Origin of the sequence: Planococcus soli, assembly GCF_016881065.1 — a bacterium.
Lineage (GTDB): Bacteria > Bacillota > Bacilli > Bacillales_A > Planococcaceae > Planococcus > Planococcus soli.
Window position 1 is genome coordinate 333,492 of sequence record NZ_WXYN01000016.1, and the last position, 14,714, is coordinate 348,205.

General features: G+C 44.2%; 16 protein-coding genes and 2 riboswitches. Of the genes, 5 read left to right on the forward strand and 11 right to left on the reverse strand.

Annotation, left to right across the window (positions count from 1 at the left end; translation table 11 throughout):
* Nucleotides 1–34: 34 nt before the first annotated feature.
* Nucleotides 35–1,216: an NO-inducible flavohemoprotein gene (gene hmpA / locus GJB59_RS09375; RefSeq protein ID WP_142827000.1), complete on the reverse strand. Its 1,182-nt coding sequence runs from the start codon at nucleotides 1,214–1,216 to the stop codon at nucleotides 35–37.
* A 430-nt stretch (nucleotides 1,217–1,646) separates the two neighbouring features.
* On the opposite strand from hmpA, the gene GJB59_RS09380 reads away from it, so the two are divergent.
* The gene (locus GJB59_RS09380) at nucleotides 1,647–2,081 is read left to right on the forward strand and encodes an RrF2 family transcriptional regulator (protein WP_142827001.1); all 435 of its coding nucleotides are present in this window, start codon (nucleotides 1,647–1,649) and stop codon (nucleotides 2,079–2,081) included.
* Between the two features lie 33 nt (nucleotides 2,082–2,114).
* Here the strand turns inward: GJB59_RS09380 and GJB59_RS09385 are convergent, their stop codons facing one another.
* The 3 genes from GJB59_RS09385 to GJB59_RS09395 form a co-directional block, all read right to left on the reverse strand.
* Nucleotides 2,115–2,537 carry a pyridoxamine 5'-phosphate oxidase family protein gene (locus GJB59_RS09385; protein ID WP_142827002.1) on the reverse strand — a complete coding sequence of 141 codons (423 nt, stop codon included), beginning with the start codon at nucleotides 2,535–2,537 and terminating at the stop codon, nucleotides 2,115–2,117.
* Between the two features lie 86 nt (nucleotides 2,538–2,623).
* Nucleotides 2,624–3,517 carry an EamA family transporter gene (locus GJB59_RS09390; RefSeq protein ID WP_142827003.1) on the reverse strand — a complete coding sequence of 298 codons (894 nt, stop codon included), beginning with the start codon at nucleotides 3,515–3,517 and terminating at the stop codon, nucleotides 2,624–2,626.
* Between the two features lie 106 nt (nucleotides 3,518–3,623).
* Nucleotides 3,624–3,854, reverse strand: a complete 231-nt coding sequence (locus GJB59_RS09395; protein WP_142827004.1) for a YczO family protein — start codon at nucleotides 3,852–3,854, stop codon at nucleotides 3,624–3,626.
* A 250-nt stretch (nucleotides 3,855–4,104) separates the two neighbouring features.
* On the opposite strand from GJB59_RS09395, the gene GJB59_RS09400 reads away from it, so the two are divergent.
* The gene (locus tag GJB59_RS09400) at nucleotides 4,105–5,124 is read left to right on the forward strand and encodes an STAS domain-containing protein (protein ID WP_142827005.1); all 1,020 of its coding nucleotides are present in this window, start codon (nucleotides 4,105–4,107) and stop codon (nucleotides 5,122–5,124) included.
* A gap of 48 nt (nucleotides 5,125–5,172) precedes the next feature.
* On the opposite strand, the gene pepT is transcribed toward GJB59_RS09400, so the two are convergent.
* The 6 genes from pepT to GJB59_RS09430 all read right to left on the reverse strand — a co-directional run bounded on the left by pepT (nucleotide 5,173) and on the right by GJB59_RS09430 (nucleotide 10,695).
* Nucleotides 5,173–6,390 carry a peptidase T gene (gene pepT, locus GJB59_RS09405; RefSeq protein ID WP_142827006.1) on the reverse strand — a complete coding sequence of 406 codons (1,218 nt, stop codon included), beginning with the start codon at nucleotides 6,388–6,390 and terminating at the stop codon, nucleotides 5,173–5,175.
* A 174-nt stretch (nucleotides 6,391–6,564) separates the two neighbouring features.
* A complete protein-coding gene (locus GJB59_RS09410) occupies nucleotides 6,565–6,738 on the reverse strand; it encodes a hypothetical protein (RefSeq protein WP_185959999.1) in 174 nt (57 codons plus the stop codon).
* A 93-nt stretch (nucleotides 6,739–6,831) separates the two neighbouring features.
* Nucleotides 6,832–7,665, reverse strand: a complete 834-nt coding sequence (locus GJB59_RS09415) for a MetQ/NlpA family ABC transporter substrate-binding protein (RefSeq protein ID WP_142827007.1) — start codon at nucleotides 7,663–7,665, stop codon at nucleotides 6,832–6,834.
* A gap of 339 nt (nucleotides 7,666–8,004) precedes the next feature.
* On the reverse strand, nucleotides 8,005–8,655 hold the full coding sequence (locus GJB59_RS09420; RefSeq protein WP_142827008.1) for a methionine ABC transporter permease: 651 nt from the start codon (nucleotides 8,653–8,655) through the stop codon (nucleotides 8,005–8,007).
* A complete protein-coding gene (locus tag GJB59_RS09425) occupies nucleotides 8,645–9,676 on the reverse strand; it encodes a methionine ABC transporter ATP-binding protein (RefSeq protein ID WP_142827009.1) in 1,032 nt (343 codons plus the stop codon). Before GJB59_RS09425 ends, GJB59_RS09420 begins: the two co-directional genes overlap by 11 nt.
* 139 nt (nucleotides 9,677–9,815) lie before the next feature.
* A riboswitch (SAM riboswitch) is annotated at nucleotides 9,816–9,931 on the reverse strand.
* Between the two features lie 122 nt (nucleotides 9,932–10,053).
* The gene (locus GJB59_RS09430) at nucleotides 10,054–10,695 is read right to left on the reverse strand and encodes a glycerol-3-phosphate acyltransferase (RefSeq protein WP_142827010.1); all 642 of its coding nucleotides are present in this window, start codon (nucleotides 10,693–10,695) and stop codon (nucleotides 10,054–10,056) included.
* Nucleotides 10,696–10,824: 129 nt separating this feature from the next.
* A riboswitch (SAM riboswitch) is annotated at nucleotides 10,825–10,941 on the forward strand.
* A 99-nt stretch (nucleotides 10,942–11,040) separates the two neighbouring features.
* Here GJB59_RS09430 and GJB59_RS09435 point away from each other — a divergent pair.
* Together GJB59_RS09435 and metX are read left to right on the forward strand one after the other, a co-directional pair.
* Complete coding sequence (locus GJB59_RS09435; RefSeq protein ID WP_142827011.1) at nucleotides 11,041–12,333, forward strand: O-acetylhomoserine aminocarboxypropyltransferase/cysteine synthase family protein; 1,293 nt, start codon at nucleotides 11,041–11,043, stop codon at nucleotides 12,331–12,333.
* Nucleotides 12,334–12,345: 12 nt separating this feature from the next.
* Nucleotides 12,346–13,359 (forward strand): homoserine O-acetyltransferase MetX, encoded by a 1,014-nt coding sequence (gene metX / locus GJB59_RS09440; RefSeq protein WP_142827012.1) that lies wholly within the window; start codon nucleotides 12,346–12,348, stop codon nucleotides 13,357–13,359.
* A gap of 61 nt (nucleotides 13,360–13,420) precedes the next feature.
* Here metX and GJB59_RS09445 read toward each other — a convergent pair whose 3' ends face one another.
* Nucleotides 13,421–13,651: a helix-turn-helix domain-containing protein gene (locus GJB59_RS09445; protein WP_142827013.1), complete on the reverse strand. Its 231-nt coding sequence runs from the start codon at nucleotides 13,649–13,651 to the stop codon at nucleotides 13,421–13,423.
* A 108-nt stretch (nucleotides 13,652–13,759) separates the two neighbouring features.
* Here GJB59_RS09445 and GJB59_RS09450 point away from each other — a divergent pair, with 108 nt between their 5' ends.
* Complete coding sequence (locus tag GJB59_RS09450; protein ID WP_142827014.1) at nucleotides 13,760–14,629, forward strand: DMT family transporter; 870 nt, start codon at nucleotides 13,760–13,762, stop codon at nucleotides 14,627–14,629.
* The last annotated feature ends 85 nt before the right edge of the window (nucleotides 14,630–14,714 follow it).

A 14,714-nucleotide genomic window follows, 5' to 3' on the forward strand; every position in this document is an offset into this window, starting at 1 on the left:
AAGCTGCCCAGTGAACGGGCAGCTTCGTGAGAAATTATGCGTTTTGAAGAGCTATGGCTGGACCGAAAAATTCAAAGTGAATCTGTTCTTCTCTCATGCCGAGTGCCCGCAGTTCCTGAATCATAGCTTCCATAAATGGAACAGGGCCGCATACATAGACATCGCCTGTAATGTCGACGTACTCTTTCAGAACCTCCCGTGTAATATAGCCTTGCGGCTGATCAGAGTAAAGTGTTTTGTAGCTTGCATTGTCCATGGCGGCAATGTATTTCTGGATATCCTTGTCAAAGGCATGAAGGGATTCATTGCGTGCAGCATGGAGGAATGCCGTTGGGCGTTCAGGAGTCAAAGTAGCGACAGTTTCAAACATGCTCATCATCGGTGTAATGCCGACACCGCCGCTGACGAATGCTACAGGTGTAACTTTTTCAGCATCAAGAATAAATTCACCTGCAGGAGCGCTGACTTCAAAGCGATCTCCTACGTTCATTACATCATGAAGGTAAACGGATACGAGGCCGTTCGGATCATTGTCTGCATCGCGTTTAACAGAAATGCGGAACTCATCTTCCTGTGTGGCTTGAGAAAGGCTGTACTGGCGATTAAATAAGTACTCTTCGCCTGGAATTGACATGCGCACGGAAATATATTGGCCAGCTTGGTAAGATGGAACATTTTTTCCGTCTGCCGGTTTTAAATAGAAAGAAGTGATATTTTCACTTTCTTTCTCTTTACGGACAATTATAAAGTCCTTAAAAAAGCTCCAGCCATTTTCCTGCGATTCCATTTTTGCATACATGTCTTTTTCAACGCCGATAAAGGCATCCGCGATTACGCCGTAAGTTTCTGCCCAAGCATTGATGATGTCATCAGTTGCTGCATCGCCCAATACTTCTTTGATCGCTTTTAACAGATATTCTCCAACAATCGGATAATGTTCCGGTTTGATTCCCAAGCTTACGTGCTTATTGGCAATTTGTACAACTGCAGGGAGAATAGCTTCCAGATTGTCGATATGAACTGCTGCAGCGTAAACCGTGTTAGCTAATGCAGCCTGCTGGCGGCCTTTTTTCTGGTTAGCTTGATTAAAAATATTGAAAAGTTCAGGATGCGCTTCAAACATATTTTTATAAAAAACAGTTGTGATTGCCGTTCCATGCTGCTCTAAAACCGGTACTGTGGATTTGATGATTGTTATAGTCTCTTGTGATAACATTGTCAATCTCTCCTTTTGTTTTCTATATCTTGACTATACTCCGTCAAATATTTTAAAGATACATTTAAAATATATCTTTAAAATTTAGACACAACCCTCTTCACAGAAAAGTCACAATAAAGAAAAGCTGAGGGGCTTGAGGCAGCTTCTAGAAACTGGGCGCAGGAGCTGGAGAACAGGTAAAAGGGTAGCAGTACGGTAAGCGATATAATTATTTATTCCATGAAGCGACTCTTTGCTTCTGGTAATCGGCTATACTTTCTACTTTTTCTCAAATACTTTCTGTTTGGACAGAAATACTTTCAAAAGTAATTTGAATAACTTAAAACATAAAAAAGTTCCAACATAAGCACCCGGGATGAGACAGGTTCAATTACTTTCGGACTTCTCGAAAAGCCGTTATAATGAACAGGCAGAAGAGGTGAAGAAAATGAGATTGACCATGTATACAGACTTCTCATTACGAGTTTTGATTTATTTAGGGACCAAAGAATCAGGAAAACTGACGACTATACAAGAAATTTCTGACGCCTACAATATATCGAAGAACCATTTAACGAAAGTTACATTCGAACTGGGGAAAGCCGGATTTATCCATACGGTAAGAGGAAGAGGTGGCGGCATTCGCCTAGCCGATCTTCCTCAAAATATTAATGTCGGGACGGTAGTAAGACAAATGGAAGATGACTTCCACTTGGTTGAATGCTTTGATCCTGAGCGCAACAGCTGTCCGATTTCTCCGATTTGCGGATTGCGCGGCGTGCTCGGAAAAGCGCTTCATGCTTATTTGACTGTTTTGGATGAATACACGCTTGAAGACCTGTTGTTTAACAGGGAAGGGCTTCGTGAAATTCTGCAGACATAAAAAAACGGCTCAAAATTTGAGCCGTTTTTGCATTTACAGTTCCAGCGTTTGCGGTTCTTGTCCTTTTTTATTCATCAAGCGGACGCGGTCAGGTTTAATGGCTAAAATGATAAGGTTTGGATCATCGGGTCCTTCAAACCAGCCTTCTAAGTGCTCATTCCAAACTTTGTTGATCATTTCGCGGTCATCATTCAAGGACATGGATCCTTCAATCTCCAGGAATGTATCCCCGACACCTTCCCCGTCATAGCCTAGAAGAATATGGGCATGGGGGTTGGCTTCCAGTTCGTCAACTTTTTGCGTGTTTTTGCTGGTAGCTGTATAGAGAGTGAAGCCATCATTAAAAAAAGTCATATAGCGCGAATGGGGTTTATTTCCTTTGAGCGTTGCCAATGTCCCCACATAACTTTCCTCTAAAATTTTTAAAGCCGCTTTTTTTATGTCTTCCTGATTCATCCATACCACTCCTTTTATCTTTGTACTTATCTATTCCTTTTTAACTCCGAACTAAACATAAAAGGCCTGCTTGGGCAGCAGGCCTTTTAAATGCGTTCGACTCTTTTAGGTGTCCGGTTAAAGGCACTTGGCAGCACCATCCCTATAAGAATAATGAAGATGCCGCAAATTTGCAGGAACGTTAAAGCTTCGTTCAGGATAATCACCGATGCCAGAACAGCCACCGGCAATTCCATGGCGCTTAATATGGATGCAAGCCCAGAGCCGACATGCGGCACTGCGACAGAGAAAAAGTAAATGGGCATGATGATTCCGAAAACTCCCAGCATCAAACCGAAAATCCATAGACCTTCATTGAACAATTGTCCATTCCAGACAATCTCCGGTGTTTGGAAAAGACCGACTACGATTGCTGCAAACAGCGATACGTAAAACAAGCGGGCTGAAGTATCCATGCCTTCAATTTGTTTGCCATTGACGAACATGAACGCTGAAAAACAAAATGCAGCGCCAATTCCCCAAGCCCATCCTTGCCATGGAATTCCGCTCAAGTCCGTTCCGATGATGCCAGCTGCAAAAAGTGTTCCCGCAAATAACAGGATTAAGGAAAATACTTCAGTGCGCTTTAACCATCTGCGGTTGACAATACAATCGAGGAACATGCCAATCCATGTAAATTGGAAAAGCAGTACTACTGCCAAGGAGGCTGGAAGATAGTTAAGTGAATGGGCATAAACCATTCCGGTAACAGCTGTGGAGGTACCGGACAGCACTAATATCTTCCATCCTTTGATCCGTGGCATTTTGCGTTGTGTAGCAAAAAATAAAAGAGCCGCTAATGCGAACCCTATAAAATATTGGGCGGTTACTGCTTCTGCAGCAGTAAATCCATTTTTCATGGCCACTTTGATAATGGTCGAGAGAACTCCATAAGAGCTCGCTGCTATGACGACCATGAGCGGATAAATCCAGTTTTTCATCTTCTTTCACTCCTGTTCAAACGAGAATCATAGCACAAAAAAACCGCGGAGCATAGCCTCTGCGGTCTTTTTTGAAAGCATTCACTTTTACGAAAATTCACTCTGATTACTCTGGGAATTTCTCTTCGCTTGAAGAATTGCTCTTCGTTGCCCGTTTGTTTCCTTCTTCTTTTTTCTCCTGTTTTAAATCTTCCATCGGAATGGAATCGACAGTCATTTCCTCTTCGTGCATTTCGGAAAGACTCTTTTTATCTGTTTTAAACTGTTCTGGGTTGTCCATAGAAGCGCCGTCTCTTGTTTTACGGTCTTCCTCGCTAAATGGTTTTTTATCTGACATGTAAAGCACCTCTTCCGTTTTGTGTTATTCCTTGTATTCCTTTAATGAAGCATTTAAAACATGAACCCGTTACCATTTTTCATTGCGTTTAAGGAGCCGGCAATAAACTTCTTTATTGCTTTAAACATGTCAACGAAAAAACGGCGGCATGAGTTTATGCTTTTCATGTATCGTAAAAAAATAGCCTTCAAACATAAAGAAATATAACGAATATGATAAAATGGAACCAGTGAGCGAGAGGAGCTGCAAGATGACTACGGAATCAGCAATAACAGTAGGCGGTTTAAGTTTTGAATGGAATTTGGCTGAAGGACGTTTTTTATTTGAAGGGCAGGAATCTGTTCTTTTTTGGACAGCATCCGCAATGAAAATGTTTTTTGATTCCCTGGAAGAGATTTCTGGGAAAGATGCGGCGAATGTTGTACTGGAATCAACAGGATTTCGTCAGGGACTGGTAGTAGGGGAGTATTTTCACGGCATCAAAGGTGTCTCGATCGAGGACGCTTCTCAATTAATCACCAACACTTATGCGTCTGCCGGATGGGGCTTAGCGCAAATAAAAGAACTCAATGAAGAAACACATACATTGGAAGTGCATTTGAAAAACAGCTGGGAGCATTTGATCAATGTGGCGCAGAAGAAAGAACAGGGAGGCAGCTTTTTGCCGGCACATTATGCCGGAATTTTTTCTTCTTTGTTCAAGCAAAACATTTGGTATAAGGTTGTACATCATCAATTGGATGGCTACCCTGAAAGTGTTATTCAGTATTTTCCGTCTGAAGAGACGATTGAAAAGAATATCCATCACTTATCCCGTTTAAAAGAAGCGGAAAAAATAAATGAACTCGAACGGTTAGTGGATGAAAAAACCAAAGAATTGAATCAGCTGATTAAAGAGATTTCATCTCCGCTCATTCCGGTTCTGGAAGATATCGTGGTTGTGCCTTTGCTCGGAACGTATGATGAAGCCCGTGCGGAAGAGCTGTTGGTAAAAACACTGCAGAACATGCCAAAACACAAAGCAAAGTATTTAATTTTGGATCTGACCGGTTTGAACAACAATTTTACTCAGCACGCGGCTATGCTTATTGAAAAGTTGGGATCGACGGCATCCTTGATCGGTACACAAACGATATTAGTGGGCATCTCAGCGAAAATGAGCATGACCATTACAGAGTCGGGCATCAATTTATCAAAATTCCAATGCTTCCAAACCTTGCAGCACGGCATTCATTACGCGCTGGCGCAAAACGGGCGAAGCATCATCTAAAGAAAAAAGCGTATTGGACCCAGTCCAATACGCTTTTTAAATATTAGTTTACTTGGCTGATTTTACGATTTCGATAATGACCTGGGTTGCTTTTTCCATGTTTTCAGCTGAGATGAACTCGTATTTTCCGTGGTAATTTTCCCCGCCGGTGAAAATATTCGGCGTTGGGAGTCCCATGTAAGACAATTGGGAACCGTCCGTACCGCCTCGAACCGGAACAATATTCGGTTTAATGTCTAATGCAATCATGGCTTTTTCTGCGTTATCAACGATTTCCATGACTGGTTCGATTTTCTCGCGCATATTGTAGTACTGATCTTCGATTTCCAAACGGACAGCCTCTATGCCATACTGCTGCTGCAGCTTTTCAGCAACTGCCTGCATATGCTGCTTTTTGGCATCGAACTTTCCTTTATCGAAATCTCGGATAATATACGTCAGTTCCGCAGTTTCCACATTGCCGGTGAAATTATTCAAATGGATAAAGCCTTCATATCCTTCGGTCAATTCAGGTACTTCGTTCATTGGCATTTCCTGCTGAAATTGGATGGCCACTGTTTGGGCATTGACCATTTTGTCTTTTGCTGATCCGGGATGAACGCTTTTCCCTTGGACAATCAGTTTGCCGCTGGCTGCATTAAAGCTTTCATACTGCAATTCACCAAGAGGGCCGCCGTCCATTGTATAGGCATAATTTGCACCAAAGCGCTCTACATCAAATTTATGGGGGCCGCGGCCGATTTCTTCATCGGGCGTAAACGCAACACGGATCTTTCCGTGCTCAATTTCCGGATGGGCATTTAAATATTCCATTGCGGTCATAATTTCAGCGATACCTGCTTTATTGTCAGCGCCAAGAAGCGTGGTGCCATCTGTTGTAATCAGTGTATGGCCTATGTAGTTTTGGAGAGCAGGAAAATCTGACACAGCCATCACAACGCTGTCGTTTAATGGGATATCCTGTCCGTCATAATCATTAATGCGTTTTGGATTAACATTTTTTCCGGTAAAGTCTGTGGCGGTATCTACATGTGCCAAGAAACCGATCACTGGAATGTCCCGGTCGGTATTGGCCGGCAACGTACCGAAAAGATAACCCGATCTATCCATGCCAACATCGATCAAGCCAATAGAGTTCATTTCCTGTTCGAGTTCACGGAGCAAATCCCACTGGGTCTCTGTAGAAGGTGTGGTGGCACTGTTAAAGTCAGACTGGGTATCAATTTTCGCATAACGGACAAGCCGCTCGATTAAGTTTTCCAACATGTACAAATCCTCCTTGAGTAAGTTTTATATAAATTGAATTGTTTAATACACTGTTTGGAGATAGAGCTGAAAAACAGCAAGTTCAACCTATATAAGAATATTTTAGCATGAAGTGGGAAAATGATGAAAATTCTGGACGAAAAAACGATGCTCCCGGAAAGGAGCACCGTTTTTTTATTTTGCTGTTTTGCTTTGAGTGGCATGGTTGCCCTGAACTGATTTAGCGGTTTCTGTAGAGCCAAGGCTAAAAATACGGGAATCGGCTACAGTCTCACCTTGTGTCTCAAGCTCGCTGCGGACAATCGTATCCAAAGCAGATGTGTTGGCCAAGTCACAAACTTTTTTCAATGTATGTCTTGCAGTAGGAATCGATCGACTGGAAAAGGTCTGGACTGCTTTCTCGTTAATGGTTATTAGAATTCCGCTTGCACTGGTAATATCTTATTGATAATCGACCAGTTCTTCAACTGTCACAACGGTCGGAATCTGGCCGCCTTCTGTATGCTCAATAATAAATTCAGCAGTGTCTTCTTCTTGATATAATTCAACTATTTTTTGGTAAGCTTCGTTGTCTGCATCTTCCGCATTGGCAGCGATCAGGTTGATATATGGTTTGGCCGTTTCGCTTTCGCGGGCAATCGGATCATCTGTTGGATTCAAGCCAGCATCCACTGCGACGCCGTTGTTGATGACTGAACCGGCAACATCAGGCATAGCGCGTGGCGTATGGCCAGATACCATCGGCATAATTTCAATATTTTTCGGGTTGTCGATGATGTCTTCGGCAGTTCCCGTAAGACCGGCATCTTCAGATAGTGTAATCAGTCCAGCTTCATCAAGCAGGAGAAGGGCACGGCCCATGTTGGTCGCTTCGTTCGGCATTGCAATCTGTGAGCCTTCAGGAATTTCATCGATGGACTCATATTTATCGGAATACAAGCCCATTGGTGCGATTACGGTAGAGCCGATCGGTACGATGTCGACGTTGTGCTCTTCAACAAATTCATCGAAATAAGAAATTGTTTGGAATGCATTCAAGTCAAGTTCACCTTCGGCAAGAGCCAGGTTCGGTGCCACGTAATCAGAAAAGGTTTGGATTTCCAAATCAATTCCTTCGGCTTCGGCTTTATCGGCAATGTAATCCCAAATGGTCGTATCAGATCCGCTGATGCCAAGAGTGACGGTCGTGTTGCCCTCAGAACTGCTGTCGTCTCCGCAAGCCGCTAAGGTTAATGCTGTTAGTGAAAGTAATGCAGTAGCTGTAATTTTTTTCATGATTAATTCCTCCAGTTTCTCTATGTTGTTTTTATTTAGTTCGAACTTTTTATATTCGTCAGAGCTACATGGGCGCTTGCGCTTTTCTTTTTGTCCAGACTCCAGCTGCCAGATTCTCGGATCATAAGCCACTCTGGCTGTGCGGCTGAAAACATGCCGCTTCGCCAGATCGTCTTATGCCTGTCGAATCTAAACGGCAGCTTCCGCTTTTCTTTTTGTCCAGACTCCAGCGCCCAGATTCTCGGGGTCATAAGCCATCCTGGCTGCGCGGCAAAAATCGCCGCATTGCCGATCTGTTTTATGCCCGTCGAATCTACACGGGCGCTTGCGCTTTTCTCTTCAACTGCGCCTTACAGTTCTTGATAATACATTTCCAAGAGATTGAACACCCTGCACCAGCACTACAAGGATCGCTACGGTGATGAACATGACCAGTGTGTCGAATCGCTGATAGCCGTATGTGATGGCCAAGTCTCCAAGACCGCCTCCTCCAATGGCACCTGCCATAGCTGATGCACCAATGAGTCCGACTACAGCTATGGTCAATGCGAGAACCAGGGAACTTAAAGCCTCCGGAATCAGAAAGCGGAAAATAATTTGCATCGGTGTGGCACCCATTGCCTGGGCCGCTTCGATAACCCCTTTGTCGACTTCCAATAAGGAGTTTTCAATTAATCGTGCAATATAAGGTCCTGCGTAGAAGACCAGTGGCACAATGGCCGCTGCCGTTCCGATGGATGTGCCGACAATCAGACGGGTCAATGGAATGATGGCCACCATCAAAATGATAAATGGGACGGAACGGAAAATATTGATGACAATGTTGAGCACTTTGGAAACCGGTTCATTTTCCAGCAGATGCCCTTTGCGTGTGACCACCAGCAGGATGCCGAGAGGGAAGCCGATCAATAAGGAAAAGCCGAATGCAGCACCGGTCATATAAACGGTCTCCCAAAGTGCTTCCAATATTTGTTCGTAGTTAACTGACATAGTTATTGACCTCCTCTATGTGAATATCACTTTCCCGAATAGAGGATAATGCCCGTCCGATTTCACTCGGCTCCCCGGAAAATTCGACAATCAGGTTGCCATATGGAATGCCTTGCAGCTCCGTAACATTGCCGAACAGAACATTCAAATCGACTTTAAAGTCACGCGACACGCGGGACATGAACGGTTTGCCGACGGAATTGCCGGTAAACTGGAGACGGTAGATGGCATTGCTGCTTTTGGCATTTTGAATTTGCAGGAGCAGAGATTCAGGCAGTTCATCATTCATAACAGAGCGGACAAAGCGCTTTGTGGTAGGTTGCTGCGGATTGGAGAAAATATCAAAAACGCTGCCTTGCTCGATGACTTTTCCTGCTTCAAGGACAGCGACCTTATCACAAATTTCCCGGATAACACCCATCTCATGTGTGATGAGCAGGATGGTGATATTGTATTCCTTGTTGATTTTGCGCAGCAGATCCAAAATCGATTTGGTCGTTTGCGGATCGAGCGCTGATGTCGCTTCGTCACATAGCAAGACGGAGGGGTTGGTAGCCAGCGCCCGGGCAATGCCGATTCGCTGTTTCTGACCGCCTGATAGTTGATCCGGGTATTTTTGTGCCTGGTCCCCAAGACCGACAAATTCGAGCAGATCTTTTACTTGTTTTTCGATATCCGCTTTTGGCGTTTTCGCCAGCAAGAGCGGCATTGCTACATTGTGGTACACCGTTTTAGAATTCAGCAGATTGAAATGCTGGAAAATCATGCCGATGTCTTTTCGGATGGTGCGAATTTCTTTACTGGATAGGGTGGAAATGTCCTTTCCCTGAATCAATACACGTCCTGTAGTAGGTCGCTCAAGCAGGTTCACGGTGCGGATCAATGAACTTTTTCCAGCTCCGCTAAAGCCGATGACCCCGTATATTTCGCCGGTTTCAACGGTCAGGTCAATGCCGTTCAAGGCATGGATCTCCTGTTTGCCAGATTGATAGGTTTTAGCGACGCCTTCGAATTGAATCATGGTGATAATGCCTCCTTTTGCTGTAATGGATCTTATCAAATCGATGGTGCCTCAAATTTTCGTTGAGATAATAGACAAAAAAGAGCCCTCTTTTTTCTCATCCATAAGAAAAAAGAGGGCTCCTGTTGAAACCATCTAATTCTCATCTTCCAAATGCGCAAATGGCATTTGCAGGAGTTGGCACAGTTTTTGCGGTTAAACAAATCTGCTGCCGAAACGTCTTAGGGCCTGTCCCTCGGTTTCTCTTGATAAGAAAGTGATGTATGCTATTCGATTCGTGAGTCTTACTTTATGGTGAAATAACAAAAAAGTCAAGGGGAAAAATGAGATTTATTTCACAAACTTTAAAATGTGAAAAAAACCTATGTGAAATTTACTCAATTTGATGTGGTGGATTTCTTGCGTAAGACTGAAGACACTTTATTTTCGGTTCCATCTTTTATTCGGATAATATTTTCGCTATGCTTCCATACAGCCATAGCAAACAGGGCAGATGCTGTCAGCAAGGGCCAAGCTCCGGAAGCGGGAACAAAAGCGATTACAAAATAGATGGTATAGAGGACAAGTACCCCTATTACCAAGTAGTCTGTTGCAAGCGAAACACCGATCAACAGCAGCAGGCCAAGCAACCCAAGCTTCCAGTCAAGCGCAAGCATAACGCCAATGACCGAAGCGGTGCCCTTGCCGCCATTAAAATTCATGTAAAAAGGGAAGTTATGGCCGAAAACCACGCCGGCGCCTGCTACAAACAATAATGCCCAGGTCATTTCAGATGAAAAACTTCCTGCTTCCAATAACTGACGGAGACCTGCAACCGCAGCAAAGCCTTTAAAAATATCAATAAATGCAACTAGCAATCCGTATTTCCAGCCCAGAACGATGGCTGCGTTGGAAGCACCGGAATTTTTTACGCCTTCTTTTTTAACATTGATTCCTGATAAAGCCTGTGCAGCAAGAGATCCATGAAAACAACCAATGATATAGCCCGCGATAAACAACACCAAAACCCACATAAGCATACTAATTCCTCCTCTGTAATTGATAACGTTTGAAAGAAAGGAAGGTTTCAAAATTTTTTGACTAATGGACTTGACAAAAAGCGCGGAAGTTTTTATACTTCTCAACAAGATGAAAAACCAAATCAAATACTCTTATCAAGAGTGGCGGAGGGATAGGCCCTGTGATGCCCGGCAACCAACAGACGTTTTTGTCTGGAAAGGTGCTAATTCCTACAGAACTGATCGACAGGTTCTGACAGATAAGAGGAGGAAACTCCGTAATTTACGGCCCTCTTCTTATCGAAGAGGGCTTTTTGCTGTTCTCTTCGGCATTACAGTATCCATAAAAAATAGGGGGAATGGAAAATGACAAACTTAAAACCAGAAACATTATTGCTGCATGGCGGACAACAGCCGGATCCCACAACAGGATCAAGAGGTGTGCCAATCTATAAAACCACTTCTTACGTCTTTAAGGACACGCAGCACGCACAGGATCTTTTTGGCCTGAAGGATACCGGCAATATTTACTCCCGCATCATGAATCCGACAGTCGATGTTTTCGAACAGCGGGTAGCATTATTAGAAGGTGGTACAGCGGCAGTTGCTCTGTCTTCCGGGATGGCCGCCATCGCCTTTTCCATTATGAATATTGCTGAAGCTGGGGACGAAATCGTGGCGGACAGCAACCTGTATGGCGGAACGTACAATTTATTTGCAAACACCTTGCCGCGTTATGGCATCAAGACCAAATTTGTTGATGCGACAAATCCTGAAAATTTCAAAGCGGCAATTACAGACAAGACGAAAGTTTTATTCGGTGAAATAATTGGCAATCCGAGCTTGAATGTCTTTGATGTAGAAAAAATAGCAGCAATTGCGCATGAAAATGGCATTCCATTATTAGTAGACAATACATTTGCTTCTCCGTATGGCAGTAATCCCATTGAATTCGGTGCCGATGTTGTCATTCACTCTGCTACAAAATGGATAGGCGGTCACGGCACGACCATTGGCGGGATAGCAGTGGACGCCGGAACCTTCAATTGGGACAATCCGCGATTCCTGAATTACACGCAGCCGGACGAAACATATCACGGATTGCGTTACGGCATTGATGTTCCGGAGGCAGCATTCGCAACAAAACTTCGTGTTCAGCTGCTGCGGGATTTTGGGCCATCTCTCAGTCCGGAAAGTGCCCATGCTTTATTGCAGGGGCTGGAAACTTTGCATCTCCGGATTCCAAAACACAGCAGCAATGCCCAGCTTGTCGCAGATTACTTGGAGCAGCACCCGCAAATCGAGTGGGTTAATTTCCTTGGTTTTGAAGATCATCCTTCCCACCAGTTAGCGAAAAAATACTTGAAAAACGGGGGTTATGGATCAATTGTCAACTTTGGCATCAAAGGCGGACGTGAAGCGGGGCGTAAAGTCATCGACAGCGTCAATCTTTGGTCCCATGTAGCCAATGTAGGAGATGCGAAATCGCTGATCATTCACCCGGCTTCCACCACACATCAGCAATTAAACGATGAAGAATTAAAAACATCGGGCGTAACGGAAGAGTTGATCCGCTTGTCTGTCGGATTAGAGAACGCAGAAGATTTGATCGCTGATTTGGAACAGGCGATACAGGCGGCAATATTGGAAAATGCATAAGGAGGGATTGTCATGAACACAGTAGCCATCGGCGCGTTAACCCTGGATTCAGCTAAGGTGTTAAACGATGTAGAACTTGCATACGAACGTCTCGGAGACGAAAAAGCTCCGGTTGTACTGGTATGCCATGCATTGACAGGCGATCAATATGCTATTGGCACAAAGGACAATCCAGGATGGTGGGCAGGATTAATCGGACCTGGCAAGCCGGTGGATACAGATGTTTTCCAAGTGATTACTTTCAATGTTTTGGGAGGCTGCCATGGATCGACTGGTCCGCTTTCGATAAATCCGGAGACTGGAACCCCTTATCGCGGTGAATTTCCAACACTAACCATACGTGATATGGTACGTGCAGAATATCATGCCTTGAAAAACCTTGGAATTGAGCATCTTGCAGGTGTGATTGGCGGCTCGTTAGGTGGCATGAAAACTTTGGAGTGGGGAAAGTTGTATCCGGAGTTTGTTGATGCGATTCTTCCTTTAGCTGTTACACCCTACTACAGTGATTATGGTGTAGCTTTTAATCATATCGGCATTTTGGCGATTGAAAATGACGGAGCATTTAACGGTGGAAATTACGAGGATTCCGCTCTTTTAAAAGGATTCGAAGTTGCCAGAATGGCAGGCATGGTGACTTATCGCAGCGGGAACATGTTTAATCAGCGATTTGGCCGCACCAGTGATGGCGACGAATTTAACGTACAGTCGTACTTGAACTACCAGGGGAAGAAACTGGCGGATCGGTTTGATGCCAATAGCTACGTAATTTTACTGAAAGCGATGAATACACATGACATTCAAGAGGCTGTTTTGGATATTCCCGTGTTTTCCTTATCGTTTACCCATGACTTGCTTTATCCGAGTGAGCTAATGGTTCCGTGGCTTGAAAAACAAAAAGCGGCAAGCTGGAAAATCGTTGAAACCGATTTTGGCCATGACGGATTTTTAGTGGAATTCGAAAAATGGGGTGGATTTATCGAGAAGAAGTTAAAAAGCCTTTTAGTGCCGGAACTTATACGGTAAACAAGCAGAAAAAGCATCCGAGTGGGACAGGGTCCCATCTCGAATGCTTTTTTGTTTGCGGTCAGTCTTCGTCTTTAATATCCACATCGTCTGGAATAGGAATGGCGCGCCATTCCTCCAACGCCCGTTTTGCTTCTTCCAACTGCTGGAAGTGAGTGCCGAACTGAGAGGTGTTGATCATGTATTGTTCCCCATCATGGACTGCGCGGATACGGCCTTCCAATACGTAGCGATTGACTTGTTCTTCAGGCATGGACAAAAAAGCGGCAGTTTCCTGGACTGTCATATACATAGGATCCCCTCCTCTTTTCTTTTATTATAATAGAAGAAGACAGCTATCTCAATCCAACAGTACCATGGTATGTTACTAGGGTAGTATAGAAAGTCAGAGGTGTTGAATGTGAATTACACAGCCTATTTGTGGGTGCTGCTGGCAGCCATCTTGTGGGGAACAACAGGTACAGCCCAATCTTTTTTTGAGGGTACAGCGCATCCACTGTCAATTGGCGCTTTCCGTTTGGCAATTGGTGGTTTTTCTTTGCTGATCTTCGTAGTGGCAGCAAAAAAACTATCAGTGCGTTCGATTCCGTGGCAGGCAGTAATTTTTTCCGCTATCAGCATGGCATTGTTTCAGCCTTTATTTTTTTCGTCTGTCCAATTGACTGGAATTGCCATTGGAACAGTTGTAACAATCGGCAGTGCTCCTGTATTAACCGGTCTGATCGAATGGGCGGCGTTAAAGAAGAAACCGGACAGAGTGTGGGGCATCGCAACATTGCTGGCATTGGTGGGATGTGTCCTGCTATTTGCCAATAAAGGGCAGCAGCTGGTGGACCCCACAGGAATCGCTATGGCTCTTGGTGCTGGCATTTCTTTTGCGGTCTACGCGCTTGCAAGTAAAAATGTACTCAAAGCGATGGAACCGGTTTCCGCTGTTGCAGTGATTTTTTCACTAAGCGCCTGCTGTCTCCTGCCTTTTTTGTTGTTCTTCGATTTATCATACATAACCGTTTCAGGCAACTTATGGCTGCTTATTTATTTAGGGATCGGTGCGACAAGCTTATCGTATCTCCTGTTTTCTTTTGGTTTAAAACAGATTCCTTCTTCCTCGGCAGTAACTTTGTCATTGGCGGAACCATTGACGGCTGCTGTCCTAGGGGTTCTGGTAGTAGGCGAAGAGTTGAGCGCACTTTCTTGGGTTGGAGTGGGATTGCTCCTGTGCGGCATTGTTGTATTGACGATGGGGAAAAGAAAAAAACTGTCTCGATAAAGATTTTTTTCACAGAACCGCTCACTGGTTGAGCGGTTTTTATTGTCCGGAAGTTTATTTTCAGTAGAGTATGGGGATAGTAGAT